The following is a 22181-nucleotide window of genomic DNA, read 5'->3' as shown; positions in this document are numbered from 1 at the left end:
ACCGGATGGCTGCCAAGATCGACATCGACACTTATGTACAGGGAGTGCTCGACGGCAAGCGGGCGTTCGTGGCGCGCGCCATCACGCTCGTCGAGTCGACGCGGGCCGAACACCGGGTGCTGGCGCAGGAGTTGCTGAGCCGGTTGCTGCCACAGGCCGGGAAGGCCCGGCGGATCGGAATCAGCGGGGTGCCGGGGGTGGGCAAGTCCACCTTCATCGACGCGCTCGGCACGATGCTCACCGGGCTCGGGCACCGGGTGGCGGTGCTGGCCGTCGACCCGTCCTCCAGCCGTACCGGCGGCTCCATCCTGGGAGACAAGACCCGGATGGAGCGGCTCGCGGTGGACCCGGCCGCCTTCGTGCGCCCCTCCCCCACGGCGGGCACGCTGGGCGGGGTGGCGAAGGCGACGCGGGAGTCCATCGTGGTGATGGAGGCGGCGGGGTACGACGTGGTGCTCGTGGAGACGGTGGGGGTCGGGCAGTCGGAGACGGCCGTGGCCAACATGGTCGACACGTTCCTGCTGCTGACCCTCGCCCGGACCGGCGACCAGTTGCAGGGCATCAAGAAGGGGGTCCTGGAGCTGGCGGACGCCATCGCGGTCAACAAGGCCGACGGCCCGCACGAGCGTGACGCCCGCTCGGCGGCGCGTGAACTGGCGGGCGCGCTGCGGCTGATGCACCCGGTGGACGCGGCCTGGACCCCGCCGGTCCTCACGTGCAGCGCCCGGGAGTCGACGGGCCTGGACACACTGTGGGAGCGGCTGGAGCAGCACCGTACGGTCCTGGAGTCCACCGGCCGGCTGGCGGCCAAGCGCCGTGACCAGCAGGTGGACTGGACCTGGAACATGGTCCGGGACGAGCTGCTGGACAGTCTGCGCAACCACCCTGCCGTACGGAAGCTGGCGCCGGAGCTCGAACAGCGGGTCCGTGAGGGGACGTTGACGGCGACGCTGGCCGCCGAGGAGATCCTCGGCGTGTTCCGGGGCGACGAGCGCGCCTGAGCCGTATCCGCAGCTGAACGGACCGATGGGCCCCTGGACGGAGGGGCCCATCGGCGTTTCGGGGGCCGCGTCACGCGGCGGGGCTCAGACGGCGACGGGAGGTGCGCTCACGGTCGGGACGACGACCGGGGTGCCGTCGGAGGTGGCGGTGAGGATCTCGGCCTCGATGCCGTACAACTCCCTTACGAGGTCGGCGTCAACGATCTCGCGCGGCGGGCCGGAGGCGATGATCCGCCCGGCGCGCATGGCGACCAGGGTGTCGGCGTAGCGGGCGGCGCCGGCCAGGTCGTGGACGACCATGACGATGGTCCGGCCCTGGGCCGCGACCTCGCGCACCAGGTCCAGGACCTCCACGGCGTGACCGATGTCGAGGGCGCTGGTGGGCTCGTCGAGGAGGACGATCGGGGTCTCCTGGGCGAGGGCCATGGCGAGCCAGCACCGCTGGCGCTGGCCACCGGAGAGCTGGTCGAGCCGACGGTCGGCCAGGCCGGTCGTGCCGGTCGCCTCCAAGGCGCGGGTCACCGCCTCCTCGTCCTCGCGCGACCACTGGCGGAACAGCCCCTGGTGCGGGTGGCGTCCGTACCGTACGAGTCCGGCGACGGTCACCGCCTCGGGGGCCTGCGGGGCCTGCGGCAGCAGGGCGATGCGGTGGGCGGCGTCCCGCTGGCGCAGCTCCCAGATGTCGGACCCGCCGGCGAACACCTTGCCCGAGCGCGGCTGATGGAGGCGGGCCACACAGCGCAGCAGGGTCGACTTGCCGCAGCCGTTGGGGCCGACGATCGCCACCACTTGTCCCGATCCGACGGTCAGGTCGACACGGTCCACGGCGGTATGACCGGCGTATCCAGCGGTGAGCTGTTCAACACGGATGTCCACGAGGACCGGCCTTTCAGAAGAAATGGGGCATCACCTTGCCCGATGCCACTAAAGTAAGGCTAACCTTAGCTCGCCGAGCGGTCGATGGTCGCCCTTGTGCTGCCGTTGGACCTTCGTCGCTTCATGTCCCGTTGATTCCGGAGCCCTTGATGACCCTGCACCACCGCCCCGTCCGCACCGTCTCCCGAAGAGCCGCCCAGGCCGTCGCCACGCTCGGGACCGCGGTCCTGCTCCTGACGGCCTGCGGAGGGGGTTCCGACTCGGCCGAGAGCAAGCCGTCCGGCGAGAAGTCCGCCAAGGCGGACTCCGCCTCGTCCACGACGCGGACCGTCAAGGACGCCACGGGGGCGGCCGTGGAGATACCCGCCGAGCCGAAGCGCATCGTGACGCTCACCCAGGAGGACCTGGACGCGGTGCTCGCGCTGGACATCAAGCCGGTCGGCATCACCAACGGGCAGGGCCTGGACAAGCCGCCGGCCTACCTCGCGGACAAGGTCGAGGGCATCAACATCGTCGGCAACCTGCTCCAGCCGGTCATGGACAAGGTCGTCGCCGCCAAGCCCGACCTGATCCTCGCCGGGGACATGCAGGACGAGCAGGTGCTCAAGCAGCTCCGCGAGATCACCCCGGCCACGCTGGTGACGATGGCGCCGACCGACGACTGGAAGCTGTTCTTCCGGGGTGTCGGCAACGCCGTCAACAAGCTGGACGCGGCCAACAAGTTCATCACCGACCACGAGGCCGCCGCGAAGGCCGCCGGTGAGAAGCTCGGGAAGAACAAGGGCGCCGAGGTCTCCATCGTCCGCTGGAACCCGGACGGGCCGAGCTGGATGGAGAACAAGCAGTTCGCCAGTGGTGTCGCGCTGGAGATGGGGCTGAAGCGGCCCACGTCGCAGAACAAGGACGGCAACGCGCACACGCCGTCGCTGAGCCTGGAGAAGATCGACGAGATCGACGGCGACTGGCTGTTCCTGTCGACGCTGACCTCGGACGGCGCCAAGGCGCTCAAGGACGTCCAGGACAAGCCGGCCTACAAGGAGCTCGGCGCCGTCAAGAACAAGCAGGTCGTGACGGTCGACGGTTCGGTGTGGTCGACCCGCGGCGGGCCGCTGGCGGCCGACGTCGTGATGGAGGACTACGTCAAGGCGCTCTCCGCCAAGTAGTCCGGTGCCGCGAGGCCGTTCGGCCCGGCCCGGGTTTCCGGGCCGGGCCGGTCCGGGCCGCGGAGTGGCTTCCGGTGGGTCAGGCGGATTCCGCGTCTGCCACGCCTACCGCGCCTGCCGTACGGGCCGCCGCGAAGTCCGCCGCCGTCCACGCCATGCCCACCGCGCCGTCCAGCAGGGCCTGTTCGGCCGCCGGGGAGACCGCGGCGTCGACGAACTCGGGCTCGTGCGGCCCGCAGGCGCCTCCACTGATGTCCAGTACCGGGTGGATGGACGGCACCACGTGCGAGACGTTGCCCATGTCCGTACAGGCGAAGGGCGGGCGCTCCACGGACTCGGCACGGCCGAGCTCGCGGGCGTTGGCGGTCCAGAGCCGGAGCAGCTCCGCGTCGCCCCGGAAGTCGAGGTAGTCGGGTTCGGGCTGCTCCAGGGTCACTTCGCATCCGGTGGCGAGCGCACCGGCCCGGAAGCAGTCCTCGACGCGGCTCCGCAGCTCCCGCAGGTCCTCGGCGGCGAGCGCGCGGATCTCGTACGTGGCGGTGGCCCGTTCGGGTATCAGGTTGGGCGAGGTCCCGGCCGCCGTGGTGATGCCGTGCACCCGCCACTGCGGCGGCAGTTGCTGGCGCAGGAGGCCCAGGGCGACCTGGGCGACCGTGAGCGCGTCGGCGGCGTTGCGGCCCTCGTGCGGGTTGAGGCTGGGGTGGGCGGTACGGCCGGTGTAGGTGACGTCCAGGGTGCCGAGGGCGAACGAGCGGAAGTCGGCCAGCTCGAAGGGGCAGGGGTGCACCATCATCGCGGCGTCCACCCCGTCGAACGCCCCGGCCTCCAGGAGGAGCGCCTTGCCCGCACCGCGCTCCTCGGCGGGGGTGCCGATCACCCTTACGGTCAGGCCGAGTTCGTCGGCGTACGGGGCGAGGCCGAGCGCCGCGCCGACCCCGGCGGCGGCGATCAGGTTGTGGCCGCAGGCGTGGCCGAGGCCGGGCAGCGCGTCGTACTCGCAGGCGATCGCCACGGTTACCGGTCCCGAGCCGATCGTGGCCCGGAACGCCGTCTCCAGACCGTGGGCGGGGGCGGTGACGTCGAAGCCGTGGGCGGCCAGGAGTTCGGCGCAGAGGGCGGCGGAGCGGTGCTCCTCGAAGGCGGTCTCGGGGTCGGCGTGGATGCGCCGGCTGAGGTCGAGGAGGGTTTCCGCGTGGATCGTGACCGTGTCCCGGACGGCCGCCTTGAGGGCGCCGAGCCGCTCGTCGGCTCGCCCGCCGTCCTGCGTCGCGGCGTGTTCGGTTCCGGGGACGGTCATGGGTCTCTCCTTGGTGTTCCGGGACCGCCCGTGGACGGTCGCCTGCACTGTCGGAAATAGGTTAACTTAGCCTTACCTAAGTGCGTGCCGGGGAGTCTGGTGGCCCGGTGTCCGTTGTCCTTCAGGGGAGTCGTCACACACATGCATGAGCGTCCGAACCGCCCGACCAGCTCTTCGGCAGCGCACCCCGGCGGCCCTCCCTCCCGAGCGCTGCCCCTCCTGACCGCCCAGTCGGGCATCTACTACGCGCACCAACTGGCGCCGCTCGGAACGGAGCTGAACACGGCCGACTGCGTGGAGATCGACGGGCCGCTCGACGCGGACCTGTTCAGCGAGGCGCTCGGTCGGGCCGTGGGCGAGGCGGACACGCTGGCCGTACGGGTCTCCGAGGCCGACGGCACACCCGTGCAGCACGTCGTTCACGGTGAATCCGTCGTGCAGCGGCTGGAACTGACGCCGGAGCAGGCCGAGGTGTGGATGCGGGAGGATCTGGCCCGGCCGGTTGATCTCGCCTCCGCCGACGGGCTGATGACGCAGGCGCTGATCCGCGTCGGGGAGGACCGGCACTGGTGGTACCAGCGCGTCCACCACATAGCCGTCGACGCCTACGCCCTCTCGCTGATCGGACGCCGGGTCGCCGAGCTGTACGCGGCCGCTGTCGCCGAGGAGCCCGCGCCTGAGGGCCGGTTCGCCCCGCTGAGCGAGCTGACCGACGACGAGACGGCGTATCTGTCCGGTGCGGAGTACGCCGAGGACCGCGCCTTCTGGGCGGAGCGGATGGCCGGGTACGCCCCCGAGGCCGGGCCCGCCACGTCCGGTGCCATGTCCGGCGCCTCTGCCGGTGCCATGTCCGGCGCTGCGTCCGGCGCCTCTGCCGGTGGCGACCTGCTGCACCGGATCACCGATCTTCCGGCGAGCACCCTGGACCGGCTCTCCCGGGCGGCGCGCGCCGCCAAGGCGACCTGGGCCGAGCTCGTCGTCGCCGCGACCGCCGGTCATCTGCACCGGCTCACCGGCACCGAGGACGTGGTGCTGGGCCTGCCGCTGACCAACCGGCGCGGCCCGGCCGCCCTGCGCACCCCCGCCATGTCCGTGAACGTGCTGCCGCTGCGCATCGCCGTACGCCGTCAGGACACCGGGGCGGAGCTGCTGCGCCGGGTGGTGCTGGAGATCCGCGCGGTCCGCCGCCACCAGCGCTACCCGCAGGCCGACCTCCGCCGCGATCTGGCCCTGGAGTCGGCCGACGTGCCGCTGACCGGCCCGATGGTCAACATCAAGGCCTTCGACAGCGCCCTGGACTTCGCCGGTCTCCCCGGCACCGTGCGCAACCTCGCCGCCGGTCCCGTGGAGAGCCTCGCGGTCGGCGCGGCCCCGGGGCCGGACGGCGGGCTGCGGCTCACGCTGGACGCCGACCCGGCGGCGTACGGGGAGGCGGGGCTCGCCGCCCATGAGGTGACCTGGCTGCGCTATCTCGACGGCCTGACCGAGCTGCTGCTCACCGCCCCGGACCGGCCCGTCGCCACCCTGGACCTGCTCACCGACGACCAGGTGCGCGAGGCCACGGCCGGCCGCACCGAGCCGGCCATCGCCCTGACCGTCCCCCAGGCGTTCACGGCTCAGGCCGCGCTGACGCCCGAGGCCGTCGCCGTACGCTCCACCCTCGCTGGGACGTTCCGGGGGGCCGGGGGGACGGAGGGCGCCGCTCGTGCCAGGGAAGCGGAGGGCGCACCTGGGATGGACGCCGGTGCCACCCTCACCTTCGCCGAGCTGGACGCCGCCTCCGACCGGCTGGCCCACCTGCTGGCCGGGGTGGGGACGCCGACCGGGGCCCGGTTCTCGACCCAGGCCGGTGCCACGGTGGCGCTGGCCCTGCCCCGGACCGCCGACATGGTGGTGGCCCTGTTCGCCGTGCTCAAGGCGGGCCTGGTCTGCCAGCCGCTGGACCTTAGCCACCCCGCCGCCCGGACCCTGGCCGTCCTGGAGGACGCCCGGCCCGTCGCCGTCATCGGCACGACAGCGACGCTGGCCGCGCTGCCGCCGCACGGCCTCGCCACCGTCGCGCTCGACGAGCCCGCGACGGCCGACGCCCTCGCCGGCTGCCCCGCCGGGCCGCTCCCCACCGGGCCGGCCCTCGGTGATCCCGCCTATCTCATCCACACCTCCGGTTCGACCGGGCGCCCCAAGGGCGTCCTCGTCAGCCACGCCTCACTCGCCAATCTCGGCGCGGGCCACCTCACCGACCACATCGCCCCGGCCGTCGCCCGCACCGGCCGGGACCGGCTCCGGGTCGCGCACAGCGCCTCGTTCGCCTTCGACGCGTCCTGGGACCCGCTGCTGTGGATGGTCCACGGCCATGAGCTGCACCTGCTGGACGACGCCGCCTACCGGGACCCCGCGGTCCTGTCCGCGTACGTCGGCACCCACCGCGTCGACTATCTCGATGTCACCCCTTCCTACGCCGAAGCGCTCATCGCCGAAGGCCTGCTGGACGAGAGCCGCCACCACCCGGCCCACCTGGTCGTCGGTGGCGAGGCCGTGCCCCCGGCCCTCTGGGAGCGGCTGACCGCCGCCGACGCCGTGCACCCGGTCAACCTCTACGGGCCGACCGAGACGACCGTCGACGCCTACTACTGGCTGCCCGGCGACTCCGCCGACCGGCCCGAGGGCAGACCCGTCCGCGCATCGCGGGTCTACGTCCTGGACTCCTCCCTGCGTCCCGTGCCCGCCGGGGTGACCGGTGAGCTGTACGTCGCCGGGGCCTGCCTGGCCCTCGGCTACCTCGGCCGCCCCGACCTGACCGCCGAGCGGTTCGTCGCGGACCCGTTCGGCGCGCTGCACGGCACCCCCGGCGGCCGGATGTACCGCACCGGGGACCTGGTGCGCCGCCGTGAGGACCACACCCTGGAGTTCCTGGGCCGCAGCGACGACCAGGTGAAGATCCGCGGCTTCCGCATCGAACTCGGGGAGATCCAGGCCCGGCTGGCGGCCCACCCGCAGGTCGCGGCGGCCGCCGTCATCGCCCGGGAGACCGGACACGGCAAGCGCCTCCTCGCCTACGCGGTCCCGTCGAAGGACGGCGAAGCACCGCCCACCCCGAACGCCCTCCGCGACCACCTGGCCGCCGCCCTGCCCGAGCACATGGTCCCCGCGACCGTGACGCTGCTGGACGCCCTCCCCCGTACCGCCAACGACAAGCTGGACCATCGCGCCCTGCCCGACCCCGAACCTCTCGCCCCCGCCATCGGGGCCGAGGTCGTCGGCGAGAGCGGCCCGCACACCGAGATCGTGCGGGGGCTCTACGCCGACGTGCTCGGTATCGCGGAGCCCCCGGCCGCCGATGCGGGCTTCCTCGACCTCGGCGGGCACTCCCTGCTCGCCGCCCGGCTGGCCGCCCGCGTCCGCGAGCACTTCGGCGTCCCGTTCTCCATAGCCGACGTCTTCCGCCACTCCACAGCGGCCGCCATCGCCGCGCAGGTCCGCACCCGCAGCGGCGCGGCTCCCGCGTCCGTACCGCTCTCCCCGCTCCCCCGCACCGGTCCCCTCCCTCTCTCTCCGGCCCAGCAGCGGCTCTGGTTCCTCCACCGCCTCGAAGGTCCCAGCCCGACCTACAACATCCCGCTCGTCCTCAGCGTCAACGGCCCCCTCGACCGGGACGCGCTCCAGCTCGCCCTGCACGATCTGGTGGACCGTCACGAGACACTGAGAACGGTATATCCGCCCACTGACAACGCCCCCGGAGCGGACGGCGACGACGCCCCCCACCAGGTCATTCTTCCGCCGGGTCATGAGGCGGCCCGTCCCGTGCTGCGCCTCGCGGAGCCCGGCAGCGACCTCACCGAGGCCGTGCGGTACTGCTTCGACCTGGCCGCCGAGCCGCCCCTGCGCACGGTCCTGTTCAGCGACACCCCCGGCCACCACACCCTGCTCCTGCTGCTCCACCACATCGCGGGCGACGGCGCGTCCACCACCCCCCTCGCCCGCGACCTGGCCGCCGCCTATACCGCCCGCCTCGCCGGCCACGCCCCGGAATTCACACCGTTGGCCGGCCAGTACGTCGACCACGCCGCCCGGCTCCAGCAGCTCCTCGGCACCCCCGCCGACCCGACCCCGCTCGCCGAGGCGCAGCTCGCCCACTGGCGCGAGGCGCTGGCCGGGTTGCCGGACCAGTTGGAGCTGCCCACCGACCGGCCCCGCCCGCCCGTCGCCACCTCGGCCGGCGACACCGTGCCGTTCGCGCTCGACGCGGCGGCGCACGAGGCACTGCGGCGGCTGGCCCGGGCGCACGGCGCGACGGTCTTCATGACCGTGCAGGCGGGCCTCGCCGCCCTGCTGACCCGGCACGGCTGCGGAACGGACATCCCGCTCGGCACCCCCGTGGCGGGCCGCGACGACGACACCACGGCCGGACTCGTCGGCTTCTTCACCAACACCGTGGTCCTGCGCACCGACACCTCCGGCGACCCCGGCTTCGGCGCCCTGCTGGACCGGGTGCGGGCGGCGACGCTCGCCGCGTACGAGCACGACGCGCTGCCCTTCGACCACCTGGTGGAGGCGCTGAACCCGCCGCGCTCGCTGGCCCGGCACCCGCTGTTCCAGACCATGCTGGCCTGGCAGTCGATCGCGGACGGGCCCGCCGCCTTCGGCCCGGACGCCACCGCGCGGCTCGCCGCCGTACCGTCGGGCACCGCCAAGTTCGACCTGACCCTGAACGCGGGCGAGCTGGCCGACGGGGGGATCGCCGGGTTCCTGGAGTTCCGCACAGATCTCTTCGACCGGGCGAGTGCCCAGGCGCTCGCGGACCGGCTGGCCCGGCTGCTGACCGCCGCGGCAGCGGAGCCGGAGACCCCGGTCGGGCTGCTGCCCGTGCTCGGTGAGAACGAGATGCGCCGGGCGCTGGTCGAGGCCAACGGCGTGCCCGCCGACCGGCCGGTGCCGCTCACGCTCGCGGAGGTGTACGAGGTGGCGGCCCGCCGTCACCCGGAGCGCGTGGCCGTGAGCTATGCCGGCGAGTCACTGACGTACGCCGAACTCTCCTCCCGCGCGCAGTCGTTGGCTCGGCTGATGGCGGCCCGGAACATCGGTCCCGGCTCCATCGTGGCCCTCGCGCTGCCGCGTTCGCTGGACCTGGTGGCCGGGCTGCTCGCGGTGTCGCTGTCGGGCGCCGCGTATCTGCCGATGGACCCGGACTACCCGGCGGACCGGCTGGCGTACATGCTGGAGGACGCCCGGCCGGCCGCGCTGATCACGGACGCGGCGACGGCGGACCGGCTGCCCGCGCACGAGCTGCCGCTGATCACGGTGGCCGAGGCGGCGGGCTTCCCCGACGGGCCGCTGAGCCAGGCGGACCGGACGCGGCCGCTGAGCCCGCAGGACCCGGCGTACGTCATCTACACCTCGGGATCCACCGGGCGCCCCAAGGGAGTTGTGGTCACCCAGCACAATGTGACGCGGCTGATGACGGCGACCGAGCACTGGTTCGCGTTCGGTGCGGACGACGTGTGGACGCTGTTCCACTCCTACGCCTTCGACTTCTCGGTGTGGGAGCTGTGGGGCGCGCTGCTCTTCGGCGGCCGGGTCGTCGTCGTACCGCATCTGACGAGCCGTGACCCGCAGGCGTTCCTCAGGCTGTTGGCCGATGAGCAGGTGACCGTCCTCAATCAGACGCCGTCCGCGTTCTACCAGTTGGCCGCCGCCGACCGGGAGGCCCCCGGGCACAACCTGGCGCTGCGGTATGTGGTGTTCGGCGGCGAGGCGCTGGAGCTGGGGCGGCTCGCCGACTGGTACACGCGCCACCAGGAGAACGCGCCGACGCTGGTCAACATGTACGGCATCACCGAGACCACGGTCCATGTCTCCTACCTGGCACTCGACCGGGAGACGGCCGCCTCCGCCGTCTCCAGCACCATCGGCGTCAACATCCCCGACCTGCGCGTCTACGTGCTGGACGACCGGCTCCAGCCCGTCCCGCCCGGAGTGACCGGCGAGATGTACGTCGCCGGCCAGGGTGTGGCCCTCGGCTATCTGGGCCGGCCCGACCTGACGGCAGGGCGCTTCGTCGCCGATCCGTTCGCGCATCTCTTCGGGGAGAGCGGGACCCGGATGTACCGCTCGGGCGACCTCGCCCGGCGGCGTACCGACGGGGCCCTCGACTACTTCGGGCGTGGCGACCAGCAGGTGAAGATCCGCGGGTTCCGTATCGAACTGGGCGAGATCGAGGCCGTGTTGGCCGCGCACCCGGAGGTCGCCGATGTGGCGGTCGTCGTGCGTGAGGACGTGCCCGGTGACAAGCGGCTGGTCGGTTACGTGGTTCCCGCGCCCGGCACCGACCCGGTCCCGGTCGAGCTGCGCGAGCACGCGGCGGCGGTGCTGCCGGTGCACATGGTGCCCTCCGCGGTGGTGGTCCTGGACCGGCTGCCGCTGACCGGCAACGGCAAGCTGGACCGCAAGGCGCTGCCCGCGCCGGGCGTTCCGGTGGGCGGCGGGGGCCGGGCGCCGCGCACGGTCCGCGAGGAGCAGCTCTGCTCGATCTTCGCGGAGGTGCTGGGGCTGCCGTCGGCCGGGGTGGAGGACAACTTCTTCGACCTGGGCGGCCACTCGCTGCTCGCGGTGCGCCTCGCCGGGCGGATCAAGTCCGCGTTCGGCATCGAGGTGTCGATCGGCACGGTCTTCCAGGCGCCGACGCCCGCCGCGCTGGATTCGGCGCTGGACGTCTCGCGCGAGGAGGACCCGCTGGACGTGCTGCTGCCGCTGCGGCCGGCCCGCCCCGGCGACCGCTCCCCCGTCCACTGCGTGCACCCGGCGGGCGGTCTGAGCTGGTGCTACGCCGGGCTGATCCGCCATCTCCCGGCCGATGTGCCGATCTACGGGCTCCAGGCCCAGGGCGTCGGTGAGGCGACGGCGGACGAACCGCTGCCGACCACGCTGGAGGAGCTGGCCGCCCACTACGCCTCCCGCATCCGCGAGGTCCAGCCGGAGGGGCCCTACCGGCTGCTCGGCTGGTCGACCGGCGGCATCATCGCCCACGCCGTCGCGGCGGTGCTCCAGGAGGCGGGCCACGAGGTCGAGTTGCTGGCGATCCTCGACGCCTACCCAGCCGAGGGTTTCCGCGGCCTGCCCGTGCCCGACCGGGCCGAGGCGCTCGAATCGCTGCTCACCATGGGCGGTTACGGCCCCGAGAGCCTCGGCGACAAGGAGCTGACGACGGCCAACGTGGTGGAGGTGCTGCGCCGCGAGGGCTCCCCGCTGGCCGCGCTCTCCGCCGCGAGGATCGAGGCGCTCGGCGAGGTGTACCTCAACACCAACGACCTCGTACGCGCCTACGACCACCGGGTGTTCCAGGGCGATGTGCTGTTCTTCCGGGCCACGGTGGACACCATCGACGACACCCTGACGCCGGAGACCTGGACGCCCTACGTCAGCGGGCGCATCGACAACACGAACGTCGCCTGCTCGCACAAGGACATGACCCTGCCCGAACCGATCGCGCACATCGCCCGCGTGGTCGCCGAACGACTCACCGAGCTGGAGAAGTGACACCGATGAGTGACACACCCGCCAACCCCTTCGACGCGGACGGGGAGTTCCTCGTCCTGACCAACGATGAGGGTCAGCACTCGCTGTGGCCGCTCTTCGCGGCGGTGCCCGCCGGCTGGTCGACGGCGCACGGTCCGTGCGCCCGCCAGGAGGCGCTGGACTGGATCGGCGCCCACTGGTCCGGCCCCCTCGCCGCCCGGTGAGCGGGCTGCTGATCCGGCCCCGGATACGTCCCCGGGTCGCCGTCGTCCTCGTCTACACGGCCGCCATGTGCATGAACGGCCTGGACTCGACGATCGTGAACCCGGCGCTCTACACCATCGCGGGCGACTTCGACCGCCCCCTGTCCGCTGCCAACACCGTCGAGACGGCCTTCCTGGTCGCGCTCGCGGTGGGGCTGCCGGTGGCGGGGTGGCTGGGCGACCGGTTCGGGACGAAGCGGGTGTTCCTCGGCGCGCTGACCGCGTTCACGATCGCCTCGGCGGTCTGCGGTCTGGCACCGGACCTCGACACGCTCGTCGTCGCCCGGGCCGTACAGGGCCTGGCCGGTGGGCTGTTGACACCGGTCGGGATGACGCTGCTGTTCCGGGCGTTCCCGCCGCACGAGCGGATGAAGCTGGCCAAGGTGCTGATCGTGCCGACGGCCCTGATGCCCGCGCTCGGTCCGCCGCTGGGCGGCCTGCTCACCGAACACCTCTCCTGGCACTGGCTGTTCTTCGTGAACGTGCCGATCGGCACGGCGGCCGTGCTGCTGGGTGTCTTCGGTCTGCGCGAGCATGTGGAGGGCCCGGAAGGGAAGTTCGACACCGTCGGCTTCTGGCTGGCCACCCCGGCGCTGGGGCTGCTGACGTACGCGCTCGGCTTCGGCCCCTCCCAGGGCTGGACCCGGCCCGCCGTCGCCGTCAGCGCGGCGCTGGGCTCCGTCCTGCTGGTGGCGGCCGTGCTGCACCAGGTGCGGGCGAAGACGCCGTTGCTGAAGCTGCGGCTGCTCGCCGACCGGGTGTACGGGTCGGCGTCCGCGCTGGCCGGGGTCACCGCGGCCGGGCTGATGGGCGTGCTGTTCGTCTTCCCGCTGCTCTACCAGGCGAGCCTGGGCGCATCGGCGCTGGATGCCGGGCTGAGCGTCTTCCCGGAGGCGGTGGGGCTGATGCTGGCCTCGCAGGTGGTGGACCGGCTGCTGCCGAAGCTCGGGCCCCGGCTGCTGACCGTACCGGCGCTGCTGGCCGCCGCGGCGGTCTTCGCGACGCTCGCGATCCCGGGCGTGGCGGAGAGCGCGTGGAGCGTGCGCGGGCTGATGTTCCTGATCGGTCTGGTGCTCGGGACGGCGGTGCTCACCGTGCAGATCTCCGGGTTCGAGTCGATCGGGCCCGCGGACATGGGCCAGGCGATGGGCCTGTTCCAGATCGTCCGCACGCTCGGCGGCGCGCTGGGCATCGCCGCCTGTGCGGCGGTGATCGGGGGCGGCCACGTGACGGAGGCAGCCGCCGACCCGGGCCCGTACCGCACGGCGGTGTGGGTGACGGCGGGGCTCGTCGCGGTCGGGGCGCTCATCGCGCTGCGGCTGCCGCGTGAGGCTCCGCAGCCGCCGCCGTTCGACGACGAGGACGCGCCGCCGCCGGGTGAGGACCTGGCAGCGGCGGACGAGGCGCCGGCCGTCAAGGGCTGAGAGCGCGTGGCGCTCTGGGTACAGGCGCGAGGCTCTCCGGGCCTGAGCGGGTACGGCGAAGGGGCGGGGCGGCATCCGGAGGGGGATGCCGCCCCGCCCCTTTCGGTGCTCCGGGGAGGGCGTGGGGACGCGTTACGGGCGGCCGAGCAGGGCCACCAGGCCGTCCGCGAGGCCGCCGCGCCAACAGGCGTAGTCATGGCCGCCGTTGAACTCCTGGTAGCGCACGTCGTAACCACGGGCCCGCAGGATGTTGCGGAAGCGGCGGTTCTCCGCCAGCAGCATCCACTCCTGGTGGCCCACCTCCACCTGGAGCCTGATGGGCCGGCGCTCGCCCCAGGCGTACTGGCCGGTGAGCCACTCACCCTCGCGGTCGTCGTCCGGCCACCAGAAGGAGCCGGACTGGGAGAGCGCGAGTCCGAAGCGGTCGGGTCGCTGGAACGCGGCGAAGGCGGCGGTGAGGCCGCCCGCGCTCTGGCCGGCGACGACCGTACGTGTGGCCTCCGCCCCGGCCCCGTACTCCTGCTCGGTCCACGGCAGCAGGGTGTCGGCAAGCCAGTCGACGAACGGGGCGCTGCACGCGAGGTCCTCCATGCGGCGGCCCATGGTGTCGATCAACACCGCCACGGTGGGCGGGAGTTCGCCGTCCGCGTGCAGATTGTCGAAGATGTCGCCGACACCGAGGACCGGCCCCCACATCTCGCCGTCCAGGAGCACGGCCAGCGCGTACGGACCGCTGTCCGGCCGGTGTCCCGGCGGGAGGTGGACGCTGATCCGGCGGCCGTCCACCTCGGTGTCGAGCGTCCGCCCCCGGTCCACGTCGTCGCGGCGCCGGGTGCGTGACTGGTCGGGCGCTTCGGGAAGTTCGAGTACGGAGGCGGGGTTGCGGCCGTCGCGGGAGGGCAGCGGGGCCCCGGTGTTGAGCGGGTCGGGTTCCGCCCGGTCGAGGACCCGGCGCCAGGAGGGGCGGTCGGCGCGCAGGGCGTCCTCGCGGGTGCCGCAGGTGGCGTGGAACTGGTAGGACGCGCGGTGATCGGTGCGCAGCCGGTGGCTGATGGCCCAGACCCCGGTGCCCTCGACGCGTTCCATCAGGTGCGGGGCGAGGTCGCCGGCGTGCCGGTCCTTGTCGGTGACCGTGTGGACCAGGGCCAGGACGTGGGTGGCGGGGCAGGCGGGGTCCTCGCGGCGGACGAAGGTGACCAGCCGGTGGTCGGCCTCGCCCTCGGGGTCCGGTTCGACGAGAGGGGCGCCGGTGGCGGCCACGTACCGCCAGAAGGCCTCCTCGGCGTCGGGCTTGCCCGCGCGTGTGTCCTCAAGGAGCTGACGCAGCAGGGGACTTCGCACGGTGGACACCTCGGTGTTGGTGGATCCCTGGGATACGGGCGGGGCGGGCGGGTTGCGGCGCGGTGGGTAGGTCATGTGCGGGCCGCCTTTCAGACGCGGGTGGCGGCGGAGCGGCCGAGGAGGACCCAGAGCAGGAACGGGCCGCCGAGGACGGTGGTGACGATGCCGACGGGGAGTTCGACGCCATCGAAGACGATCCGGCCGAGCGTGTCGGCGACGACGACGAGGACGGCCCCGGTGAGCATCGAACCGACCAGCGGGACCCGCAGGGGGCCGGCGAGCCGGGAGGCGATGACCGGTGAGGCGAGCGCCACGAAGCCGACCGGGCCGCAGATGCCGACCGCGAGGCCCGCGAGGCCGACGGCCAGCAGCAGGGCGAGGGCGCGGACCCGGCCGGGGGCGGAGCCGAGGGAGGAGGCGGTGGCGTCGTCGAAGCGCAGGACGCCCAGGTGGCGGGCGACGGCGAGGCTGATGGGGACGAGGACCGCGAGGCCGATGAGCACGGGGACGGCGACGGAGTAGCTGCGCCCGTTGAGGCTGCCCGAGGTCCAGACGTACAGCGAGCCGGCAGAGCTCAAGGACCGCCGGGAGAGCACGACTTGGGTGATCGCGGAGGCCAGGGCGGACATGGCGAGGCCGACGACGAGGACGCGGTAGCCGCGCTGGCCGAGGCCGCCGGAGACCGTGGTGACGACGATGACGGCGACCAGGGCGCCGATCGGTCCGGCCCACCAGGCGCCGAACGTTCCGGTGGCACTGAGGGTGACGGAGAGCAGGACGGCGGCGGTGGCACCGTCGTTGACGCCGAGGAGCTCGGGGGTGGCGAGGCGGTTGCGGGCCAGGGTCTGGGTGAGACAGCCCGCGAGACCGAGGGCGGCGCCCGCGGTGAGTCCCGCGACGATGCGGCCGAGGCGGAAGTTCTGGACGAGCAGCACGTCGAAGCGGTCGCCCTGGCCGAAGACGGCACGGAATGTGCGGGCGACGCCCATCTCGCTCTGGCCCGCGTAGGCGGAGAGGACGACGGCGAGCACGAGGGCTGCGGCGAGCGCGACGGCGGCGAGCGCGGCGCGGCGGGTGATCAGCAGGGAGAGAGGGCCGTGGCGGACGACGACGGTGTCCGGTGGACGGACGCGAACGGCCTTGGGGGTACGGGACTTGGGGCGCGGCAGCGTCAGTCTGAAGCGGCGCGGGCGGTCCGGCGCGCGCTCCTCGGTGGCCGGTTCCGTCATGCCCATCGAGGCAAGCTGCTTGGAGCGGACGATGGCGATGAGGACCGGGGCGCCGATGAGGGCGACGATCACGGAGACGGGGGCCTCGAAGGGCCGGGAGACCACGCGGGCGGCGACGTCCGAGACGGTGAGCACACAGGCGCCGATGAGTCCGGCGAGCAGGAGGCGGGCGGCCAGCCGGGTGCCGGCGATGGCACGGGCCAGGAATCCGGCGAGCAGGCCGAGGAAGGAGATGGGCCCGGCGAGGGCGACGGCGGAGGCGGTGAGGAGGGTGACGCCGATGGCGACGACCGTACGGATGACGGGCGGCCGGTGGCCGAGGCTGCGGGCCAGGTCGTCGCCGAGCGCGAGGGCGGAGAGCGGGCGGGCGACGAGCAGGGCGACGAGGAATCCGAGGGCGAGGGCGGGGGCCAGGCGGCCGAGTTCACCGAAGCCCTCGACTCCGGCGAGGGAGCCGAGGACCCAGAAGCGGAACCTGTCGTAGGTCTCGGCGGAGTTGACGACGATGACGCTGGTGAGTCCGCCGAAGGTGGCGCCGAGCGCCGCTCCCGCGAGCACCAGGCGCATGGGAGAGCCGCCGCCGCGTCGGCTGGAGATGAGGAGGACCAGGCCGCTGGCGACCACCGCGCCGACGAACGCGCAGACCAGGTAGGCGTAACCGGAATCGAAGCCGAGGAGCGCGATGCCCGCGACGACGCCGAGGGACGCGCCCGCGTTGACGCCGAGCAGACCGGTCTCGGCGAGCGGGTTGCGGGTGACCGCCTGGAGGAGGCAGCCGGCCACGCCGAGGGCCGCGCCGACGAGCAGCGCGGTGAGGGTGCGCGGCAGGCGCAGGTCGCCGACGACCAGGGAGAGGCGGGCGTTGTCGCGGGCCCCGTCCCGGTTCAGCAGGTAGTCGAGCACCCCGCCGACTCCCACCTCGCCCGCACCGATGGAGAGGGAGAGGCCGCTGAGCAGCAGAACGGCCACCGTGAGACCGGCGACGGCGAGTGCCACAGCCCGGCCGTCGGCCGAGGGCGCGCGCGGGACGACCTCCGCACCCGGCGATATCTCCGTGTCGGGGGACAGCCCCGTACCGGGTCTGGAGCCGGGTGCCGGAGCGGGTTCCTCCGCTCCGACGGGCGGCGTCCTGGCCGTCCGTTCACTCTCCCCTCGGTCCAACTGGGCGGTCGAGGAGTCATGTTCGGGAGCCGAGGCCGTGGTCCCCGTGTGCGGCGTTTGCATAAGGTGAGGCTAACCTAACCGTATATCGACGGCTCGACACCCTTCTGGGCGGTCGAATCAATTTAGGTTACCCTTACCTAACATCCAGGGGGAGGTTGTTTCATGCCTGAGCACATACCGGGCAGAAGTGGCGAGTTCGAGGGTCGTACGGCCCTGGTGACCGGTGCCGGACAGGGCATCGGTGCCGCTGTCGCCGAACTTCTCGCCGACCTCGGTGCCCAGGTGGCCGCCACCGACCGGGCCGGCCACAGCATCGAGGCGCTGACCGCCGACTGGCCCCGGCGGCAGGAGAAACTGCCGGCGGGCGAGCGGTCGGCGGGCTGTCTGGAATCGTATGTGATGGACGTCACGGACCGGGTCGTGGTGGAGAACACCGTGGCCCGAGTCGAACGTGAACTGGGCCCGGTGGACATCCTGGTGAACGTCGCGGGCATCCTGCGCACCGGCCCGGCGACCACGCTCTCCGCTCAGGACTGGGCGGACACCTTCGCGGTGAACACCACCGGCGTCTTCCAGGTCTCCCAGGCCGTCGCCCCTCTGATGGCGGCCCGGCGGACCGGCTGCATCGTCACCGTCGGCTCCAACGCCGCCGGGATCCCGCGCACGAACATGGCCGCATACGCCGCCTCCAAGGCGGCCGCCGCCGCGTTCACCAAGTGTCTGGGCCTCGAACTCGCCCGCAGCGGCGTACGCTGCAACGTCGTCGCCCCCGGCTCCACCGACACCGCCATGCAGCGGGCGCTGTGGACCGACCCGGGCGCCGAGGCGCGGGTGATCGACGGGGACCCGTCGACGTACCGCACCGGCATTCCGCTCGGCCGGATCGCCGAAGCCGCCGACATCGCCGACGCGGTGGCGTTCCTCGCCTCGGACCGCGCCCGCCACATCACGCTCCAGGAGCTGTACGTCGACGGCGGCGCGACCCTGCGCTGACCGGCGGCCCCCCGCACGACCTCTCCGTACCACTTCACCCTCCCACCAGCCCCCCGCACCCGCTGACGGGACCATCGAGAATGGAGTCCCCGTGTCGACGGCATCCCAGGTCGCCACGCACGTCCCCCCGGCCGATCCGGCCCACCCCTCCGTAGGAGCGGCCACGTCGCTCCTGGACGCCTACACACCGGGCGACACGTTCCTCGCCACGCCCGGACGCACCCTGCTCGCCCGCGGACCGGGACGCGAAGTCCCGCACGACGAGAGACCCTTGACCCACCGGGTGGACGCCACCCTGGCCGAGGCCGTCGCCGCCGGGCAGGAATCGCCCGTGGTGATCGGCGCCATCCCGTTCGACCACACGGCACCCGCAGCGCTCCACGTTCCGGCGTCGGTGCGCACCGCCCCGCCGCTCGCCTCCGACCCGATGATCGCGCTGCCCGCCGGCCCGTCCGCCACCACCGACTGGCAGATCCGGCCGGTGCCCGCGCCCGAGGTCTACGGCGAGGGCGTCGCCGCCGCCGTGGCCCGCATGTGGCGCGGCGAGTTCAGCAAGGTGGTGCTGGCCCGCACTCTGGAACTCACCTCCGGCGCCCCGCTGGACCTGCCCGCGATGCTCCAGCGGCTGGCCCGCCGCGACCCGTCCGGCTACACCTTCGCAGCTCCGACCGGCCCCGCCCGCACCCTGATCGGCGCCAGCCCCGAACTGCTCGTCTCCCGCCACGGCAACCAGGTCGTCGCCAACCCGCTCGCCGGGTCCACCCCGCGCAGCGCCGACCTCGCCGAGGACGTCCGCCGCGCCGCGACGCTGCTGGAGTCGGTCAAGGACCTCCACGAGCACGCCGTCGTCGTGGACGCCGTCCACCAGGCGCTCGCCCCGCACTGCACCGGGATGACCGTCCCGCCCCGGCCGACGCTGATCCGCACGGCGACCATGTGGCACCTGTCGACCACGGTCACCGGCACTCTCTCCTCCGCCTCCACCTCGGCGCTGGACCTGGCGATGGCGCTGCACCCGACGCCCGCCGTATGCGGTACGCCGACGGTGACAGCCCGTCAGATCATCGCGGAGACCGAGCCGTTCGACCGCGGCTTCTTCACCGGTGTCGTCGGCTGGGGGAACGCCGACGGCGACGGCGAATGGGTCGTCACGATCCGCTGTGCCGAGGCCGAGGAGCGCACGCTCCGCCTCTACGCGGGCGCGGGCATCGTCGCCGCCTCCGAGCCCGAGGCGGAGACCGCCGAGACCGGCGCCAAGTTCCGTACGTTCCTGAGCGCCGTGGGAGCCGAACTGTGAGTACCCAAGCGGCGCCGACCTGGCCCGCCGAGTTCGCCGAGAGGTACCGGGCGGCCGGCTGGTGGCGCGGGGAGACCTTCGGCGAGATGCTACGGCAGCGCGCGGAGGAGCACCCGGACCGGATCGCGATCGTCGACCCGGTGGCCGGAAGCCGGTGGACCTACGCCGAGCTCGACCGGCGCGCCGACCGGCTGGCCGCGGGCTTCCTCGCCCGCGGGATCGCCAAGGGCGACAACGTGGTGGTCCAACTCCCCAACATCGCCGAGTTCTTCGAGGTGATCTTCGCGCTGTTCCGGATCGGCGCGCTGCCCGTCTTCGCGCTTCCCGCCCACCGCGAGAGTGAGATCGCCTACTTCTGCGAGTTCACCGAGGCGGTCGCCTATGTCATCGCGGCCGAGAGCGGCGGCTACGACTACCGGGAGCTGGCGGCGAAGACCCGCGCCCACGTCCCGACGCTGAAGCACGTGTTCGTCGCCCAGGGGGACCCGGGGGAGTTCGAGGCGCTGGCCGAGGTGGCCGAGGAGCCGGTCGGCTACGGCGGTCCGCGCCCCGACGACCTGGCCTTCCTCCAGCTCTCCGGCGGCAGCACCGGCGTACCGAAACTGATCCCGCGCACGCACGACGACTACATCTACTCGCTGTGGGGCTCCAACGAGATCTGCGGGGTCGATGAGAAGAGCGTCTACCTGGTCGCGCTGCCCGCCGCCCACAACTTCCCGCTCTCCTCCCCCGGTTCGCTCGGCGCGCTGTACGCCGGGGGACGCGTGGTGCTCTGCCCGCAGCCCTCGCCCGAGGTGGCCTTCCCACTCATCGAGCGCGAGGGCGTGACCATCACGGGCCTGGTGCCGCCGCTGGCCCTGCTGTGGACCGAGGCCGCGCCCGGCAGCGCCCATGACCTCAGCAGCCTGGACGTGCTGCTGGTGGGCGGCGCCAAGTTCAGCGAGGAGGCGGCCCGCCGGGTGCGTCCCGCGCTGGGCTGCACGCTCCAGCAGGTCTTCGGAATGGCCGAAGGGCTGGTCAACTACACACGCCTGGACGACCCGGTGGAGACCGTCGTCACCACGCAGGGCCGCCCCATCTCGCCGGACGACGAGATCCTGGTCGTCGACGACGAGGACCGCGAGGTGGCGCCCGGGGAGACGGGCCACCTGCTCACTCGGGGCCCGTACACCATCCGCGGCTACTGGAACGCCCCCGAGCACAACGCCCGTTCCTTCACCGAGGACGGCTTCTACCGCACCGGCGATGTCGTCCGGGTAACGGAGAGCGGGCACATCGTCGTGGAGGGGCGCGCCAAGGACCAGATCAACCGGGGCGGTGAGAAGGTCGCCGCCGAGGAGGTGGAGAACCACATCCTCGCCCACCCGGCCGTGCACGACGCCAACGTGGTGGCGGAGCCGGACCCGTATCTGGGTGAGCGCGTCTGCGCGTACGTGATCCTGCGCTCGGGCGCCGGTCCGCTGAAGGCGGTGGCGATCAAACGGTTCGTACGGGAACGGGGGCTGGCCGCCTACAAGGTGCCGGACCGGGTCGAGTTCGTGGACGCGTTCCCGCAGACCGGGGTCGGCAAGGTCTCCAAGAAGGACCTGCGCAACGCGGCCGCCCGCACCGCCACCGCCGCTCCCGCTCCTGCTCCCGCCCTCTGACGCTTTCGCCGTACGTCCCCGCACCTTTCGAACGGAACCCTCTCCGCCATGGCTCTGCCCGCCATCACCCCCTACCCCATGCCGGCCGCCGACGAGCTGCCCGCCAACCGGGTCGACTGGACCGTCGACCCGGCGCGTGCCGTACTCCTCGTCCACGACCTGCAGAACTACTTCCTGTCGGCGTACGACCGGCAGGCCGCCCCAGTGCCCGAACTCCTGGCGCATGTGGCCGAGTTGAAGAAGGAGGCGGCGCGCCTGGGTGTGCCGGTCCTCTACACCGCGCAGCCCGGCGGCCAGAGCGCCGAGGAGCGCGGGCTCCAGCAGGACTTCTGGGGCCCGGGCCTGCCGGCCGACGAGCACGCGGCGGCCATCGCCGACGAGGTCGCGCCCGTCGAGGGCGAGACGGTCATCATCAAGTGGAAGTACAGCGGTTTCGTCCGCACCGATCTGCTGGAGCGGCTGCGTGAGCAGGGCCGCGACCAGATCGTCCTCACCGGCGTCTACGCCCACATCGGCGTCCTGATGACGGCGTGCGACGCGTGGATGCAGGACATCCAGGCGTTCGTGGTGGCCGACGCGGTGGCGGACTTCTCGGCCGACGACCACGCGATGGCGCTGCGCTGGGCGGCCGGCAAGTGTGCCGTCGTCACCACCACCCGAGCCGTCTTCGAAGGGAAGTGACCGCCGTGGCCCTGACGTTGGACCAGCTACGTGCCGATGTCGCCGACATCCTCGGCGAGGAGCCGGAGGAGATCCCGCTCGACGAGAACCTCGTCGACTACGGACTCGACTCCGTTCGCCTGATGTCCCTGGCCGCGGCCTGGCGCCGCGATCACGGGATCGAGGTGGCCTTCGCCGACCTCGCCGAGAAGCCGGCACTGGAGGCCTGGGCGCCGCTGCTCGGGGTGACCGGGTGAGCGGACGGCGGCAGTAGGCAGTCCTTCCGAGGGCGGTGCGGACCCGGCAGTACCGGGT

At 73.0% G+C, this 22181-nt stretch carries 14 protein-coding genes; 10 read left to right on the top strand and 4 right to left on the bottom strand.

Annotation, left to right across the window (positions count from 1 at the left end; translation table 11 throughout):
• Positions 1 to 5 precede the first annotated feature (5 nt).
• Positions 6 to 1001 (top strand): methylmalonyl Co-A mutase-associated GTPase MeaB, encoded by a 996-nt coding sequence (meaB, locus tag ACFWRT_RS36230; protein ID WP_380955583.1) that lies wholly within the window; start codon positions 6 to 8, stop codon positions 999 to 1001.
• An 84-nt stretch (positions 1002 to 1085) separates the two neighbouring features.
• Here the strand turns inward: meaB and ACFWRT_RS36225 are convergent, their stop codons facing one another.
• A complete protein-coding gene (locus ACFWRT_RS36225; protein WP_380955581.1) occupies positions 1086 to 1877 on the bottom strand; it encodes an ABC transporter ATP-binding protein in 792 nt (263 codons plus the stop codon).
• A 149-nt stretch (positions 1878 to 2026) separates the two neighbouring features.
• Between ACFWRT_RS36225 and ACFWRT_RS36220 the strand changes: the two genes are divergently transcribed.
• Positions 2027 to 3040, top strand: coding sequence for an ABC transporter substrate-binding protein (locus ACFWRT_RS36220; protein ID WP_380955579.1), 1014 nt, complete (start codon positions 2027 to 2029; stop codon positions 3038 to 3040).
• A gap of 79 nt (positions 3041 to 3119) precedes the next feature.
• Here ACFWRT_RS36220 and ACFWRT_RS36215 read toward each other — a convergent pair whose 3' ends face one another.
• Complete coding sequence (locus ACFWRT_RS36215) at positions 3120 to 4337, bottom strand: amidohydrolase (protein WP_380955577.1); 1218 nt, start codon at positions 4335 to 4337, stop codon at positions 3120 to 3122.
• A 141-nt stretch (positions 4338 to 4478) separates the two neighbouring features.
• On the opposite strand from ACFWRT_RS36215, the gene ACFWRT_RS36210 reads away from it, so the two are divergent.
• From ACFWRT_RS36210 to ACFWRT_RS36200, 3 genes are read left to right on the top strand one after another with little or no spacing between them, the layout of a single operon-like run.
• A complete protein-coding gene (locus ACFWRT_RS36210) occupies positions 4479 to 11870 on the top strand; it encodes an amino acid adenylation domain-containing protein (protein ID WP_380955575.1) in 7392 nt (2463 codons plus the stop codon).
• 5 nt (positions 11871 to 11875) lie between these two features.
• A complete protein-coding gene (locus ACFWRT_RS36205; protein ID WP_380955574.1) occupies positions 11876 to 12073 on the top strand; it encodes an MbtH family protein in 198 nt (65 codons plus the stop codon).
• Positions 12070 to 13536 (top strand): DHA2 family efflux MFS transporter permease subunit, encoded by a 1467-nt coding sequence (locus ACFWRT_RS36200; protein ID WP_380955573.1) that lies wholly within the window; start codon positions 12070 to 12072, stop codon positions 13534 to 13536. Before ACFWRT_RS36205 ends, ACFWRT_RS36200 begins: the two co-directional genes overlap by 4 nt.
• Before the next feature lie 132 nt (positions 13537 to 13668).
• Here ACFWRT_RS36200 and fes read toward each other — a convergent pair whose 3' ends face one another.
• Together fes and fhuB are read right to left on the bottom strand one after the other, a co-directional pair.
• Positions 13669 to 14952 carry an enterochelin esterase gene (gene fes / locus ACFWRT_RS36195; RefSeq protein ID WP_380955572.1) on the bottom strand — a complete coding sequence of 428 codons (1284 nt, stop codon included), beginning with the start codon at positions 14950 to 14952 and terminating at the stop codon, positions 13669 to 13671.
• 14 nt (positions 14953 to 14966) lie between these two features.
• A complete protein-coding gene (fhuB, locus tag ACFWRT_RS36190; protein WP_380955571.1) occupies positions 14967 to 17330 on the bottom strand; it encodes a Fe(3+)-hydroxamate ABC transporter permease FhuB in 2364 nt (787 codons plus the stop codon).
• 102 nt (positions 17331 to 17432) lie between these two features.
• On the opposite strand from fhuB, the gene ACFWRT_RS36185 reads away from it, so the two are divergent.
• The 5 genes from ACFWRT_RS36185 (at position 17433) to ACFWRT_RS36165 (ending at position 22123) form a co-directional block, all read left to right on the top strand.
• On the top strand, positions 17433 to 18263 hold the full coding sequence (locus tag ACFWRT_RS36185; protein WP_380955569.1) for a 2,3-dihydro-2,3-dihydroxybenzoate dehydrogenase: 831 nt from the start codon (positions 17433 to 17435) through the stop codon (positions 18261 to 18263).
• 91 nt (positions 18264 to 18354) lie between these two features.
• A complete protein-coding gene (gene dhbC, locus ACFWRT_RS36180; protein ID WP_380955567.1) occupies positions 18355 to 19560 on the top strand; it encodes an isochorismate synthase DhbC in 1206 nt (401 codons plus the stop codon).
• The gene (locus ACFWRT_RS36175) at positions 19557 to 21206 is read left to right on the top strand and encodes a (2,3-dihydroxybenzoyl)adenylate synthase (RefSeq protein ID WP_380955565.1); all 1650 of its coding nucleotides are present in this window, start codon (positions 19557 to 19559) and stop codon (positions 21204 to 21206) included. The genes dhbC and ACFWRT_RS36175 overlap by 4 nt, the downstream gene beginning before the upstream one ends.
• A gap of 48 nt (positions 21207 to 21254) precedes the next feature.
• Positions 21255 to 21887 carry an isochorismatase family protein gene (locus tag ACFWRT_RS36170; RefSeq protein ID WP_380955564.1) on the top strand — a complete coding sequence of 211 codons (633 nt, stop codon included), beginning with the start codon at positions 21255 to 21257 and terminating at the stop codon, positions 21885 to 21887.
• A gap of 5 nt (positions 21888 to 21892) precedes the next feature.
• Positions 21893 to 22123, top strand: a complete 231-nt coding sequence (locus ACFWRT_RS36165; protein WP_018515030.1) for a phosphopantetheine-binding protein — start codon at positions 21893 to 21895, stop codon at positions 22121 to 22123.
• The last annotated feature ends 58 nt before the right edge of the window (positions 22124 to 22181 follow it).

The sequence above is a fragment of the Streptomyces cyaneofuscatus genome, assembly GCF_042718795.1.
GTDB lineage: Bacteria > Actinomycetota > Actinomycetes > Streptomycetales > Streptomycetaceae > Streptomyces > Streptomyces cyaneofuscatus_A.
The sequence above is the reverse complement of the archived record's forward strand: the minus strand, read 5'-3'. Positions and strand labels throughout refer to the sequence as shown.

Bases quoted from the DNA above. Each gene is read 5' to 3' on its own strand.
- meaB (WP_380955583.1), top strand. From the start codon at position 6: ATGGCTGCCAAGATCGACATCGACACTTATGTACAGGGAGTGCTCGAC.
- ACFWRT_RS36205 (WP_380955574.1), top strand. From the start codon at position 11,876: ATGAGTGACACACCCGCCAACCCCTTCGACGCGGACGGGGAGTTCCTC.
- ACFWRT_RS36210 (WP_380955575.1), top strand. From the start codon at position 4,479: ATGCATGAGCGTCCGAACCGCCCGACCAGCTCTTCGGCAGCGCACCCC.
- fhuB (WP_380955571.1), bottom strand. From the start codon at position 17,330: ATGCAAACGCCGCACACGGGGACCACGGCCTCGGCTCCCGAACATGAC.
- ACFWRT_RS36170 (WP_380955564.1), top strand. From the start codon at position 21,255: ATGGCTCTGCCCGCCATCACCCCCTACCCCATGCCGGCCGCCGACGAG.
- ACFWRT_RS36215 (WP_380955577.1), bottom strand. From the start codon at position 4,337: ATGACCGTCCCCGGAACCGAACACGCCGCGACGCAGGACGGCGGGCGA.
- ACFWRT_RS36220 (WP_380955579.1), top strand. From the start codon at position 2,027: ATGACCCTGCACCACCGCCCCGTCCGCACCGTCTCCCGAAGAGCCGCC.
- fes (WP_380955572.1), bottom strand. From the start codon at position 14,952: ATGACCTACCCACCGCGCCGCAACCCGCCCGCCCCGCCCGTATCCCAG.
- ACFWRT_RS36185 (WP_380955569.1), top strand. From the start codon at position 17,433: ATGCCTGAGCACATACCGGGCAGAAGTGGCGAGTTCGAGGGTCGTACG.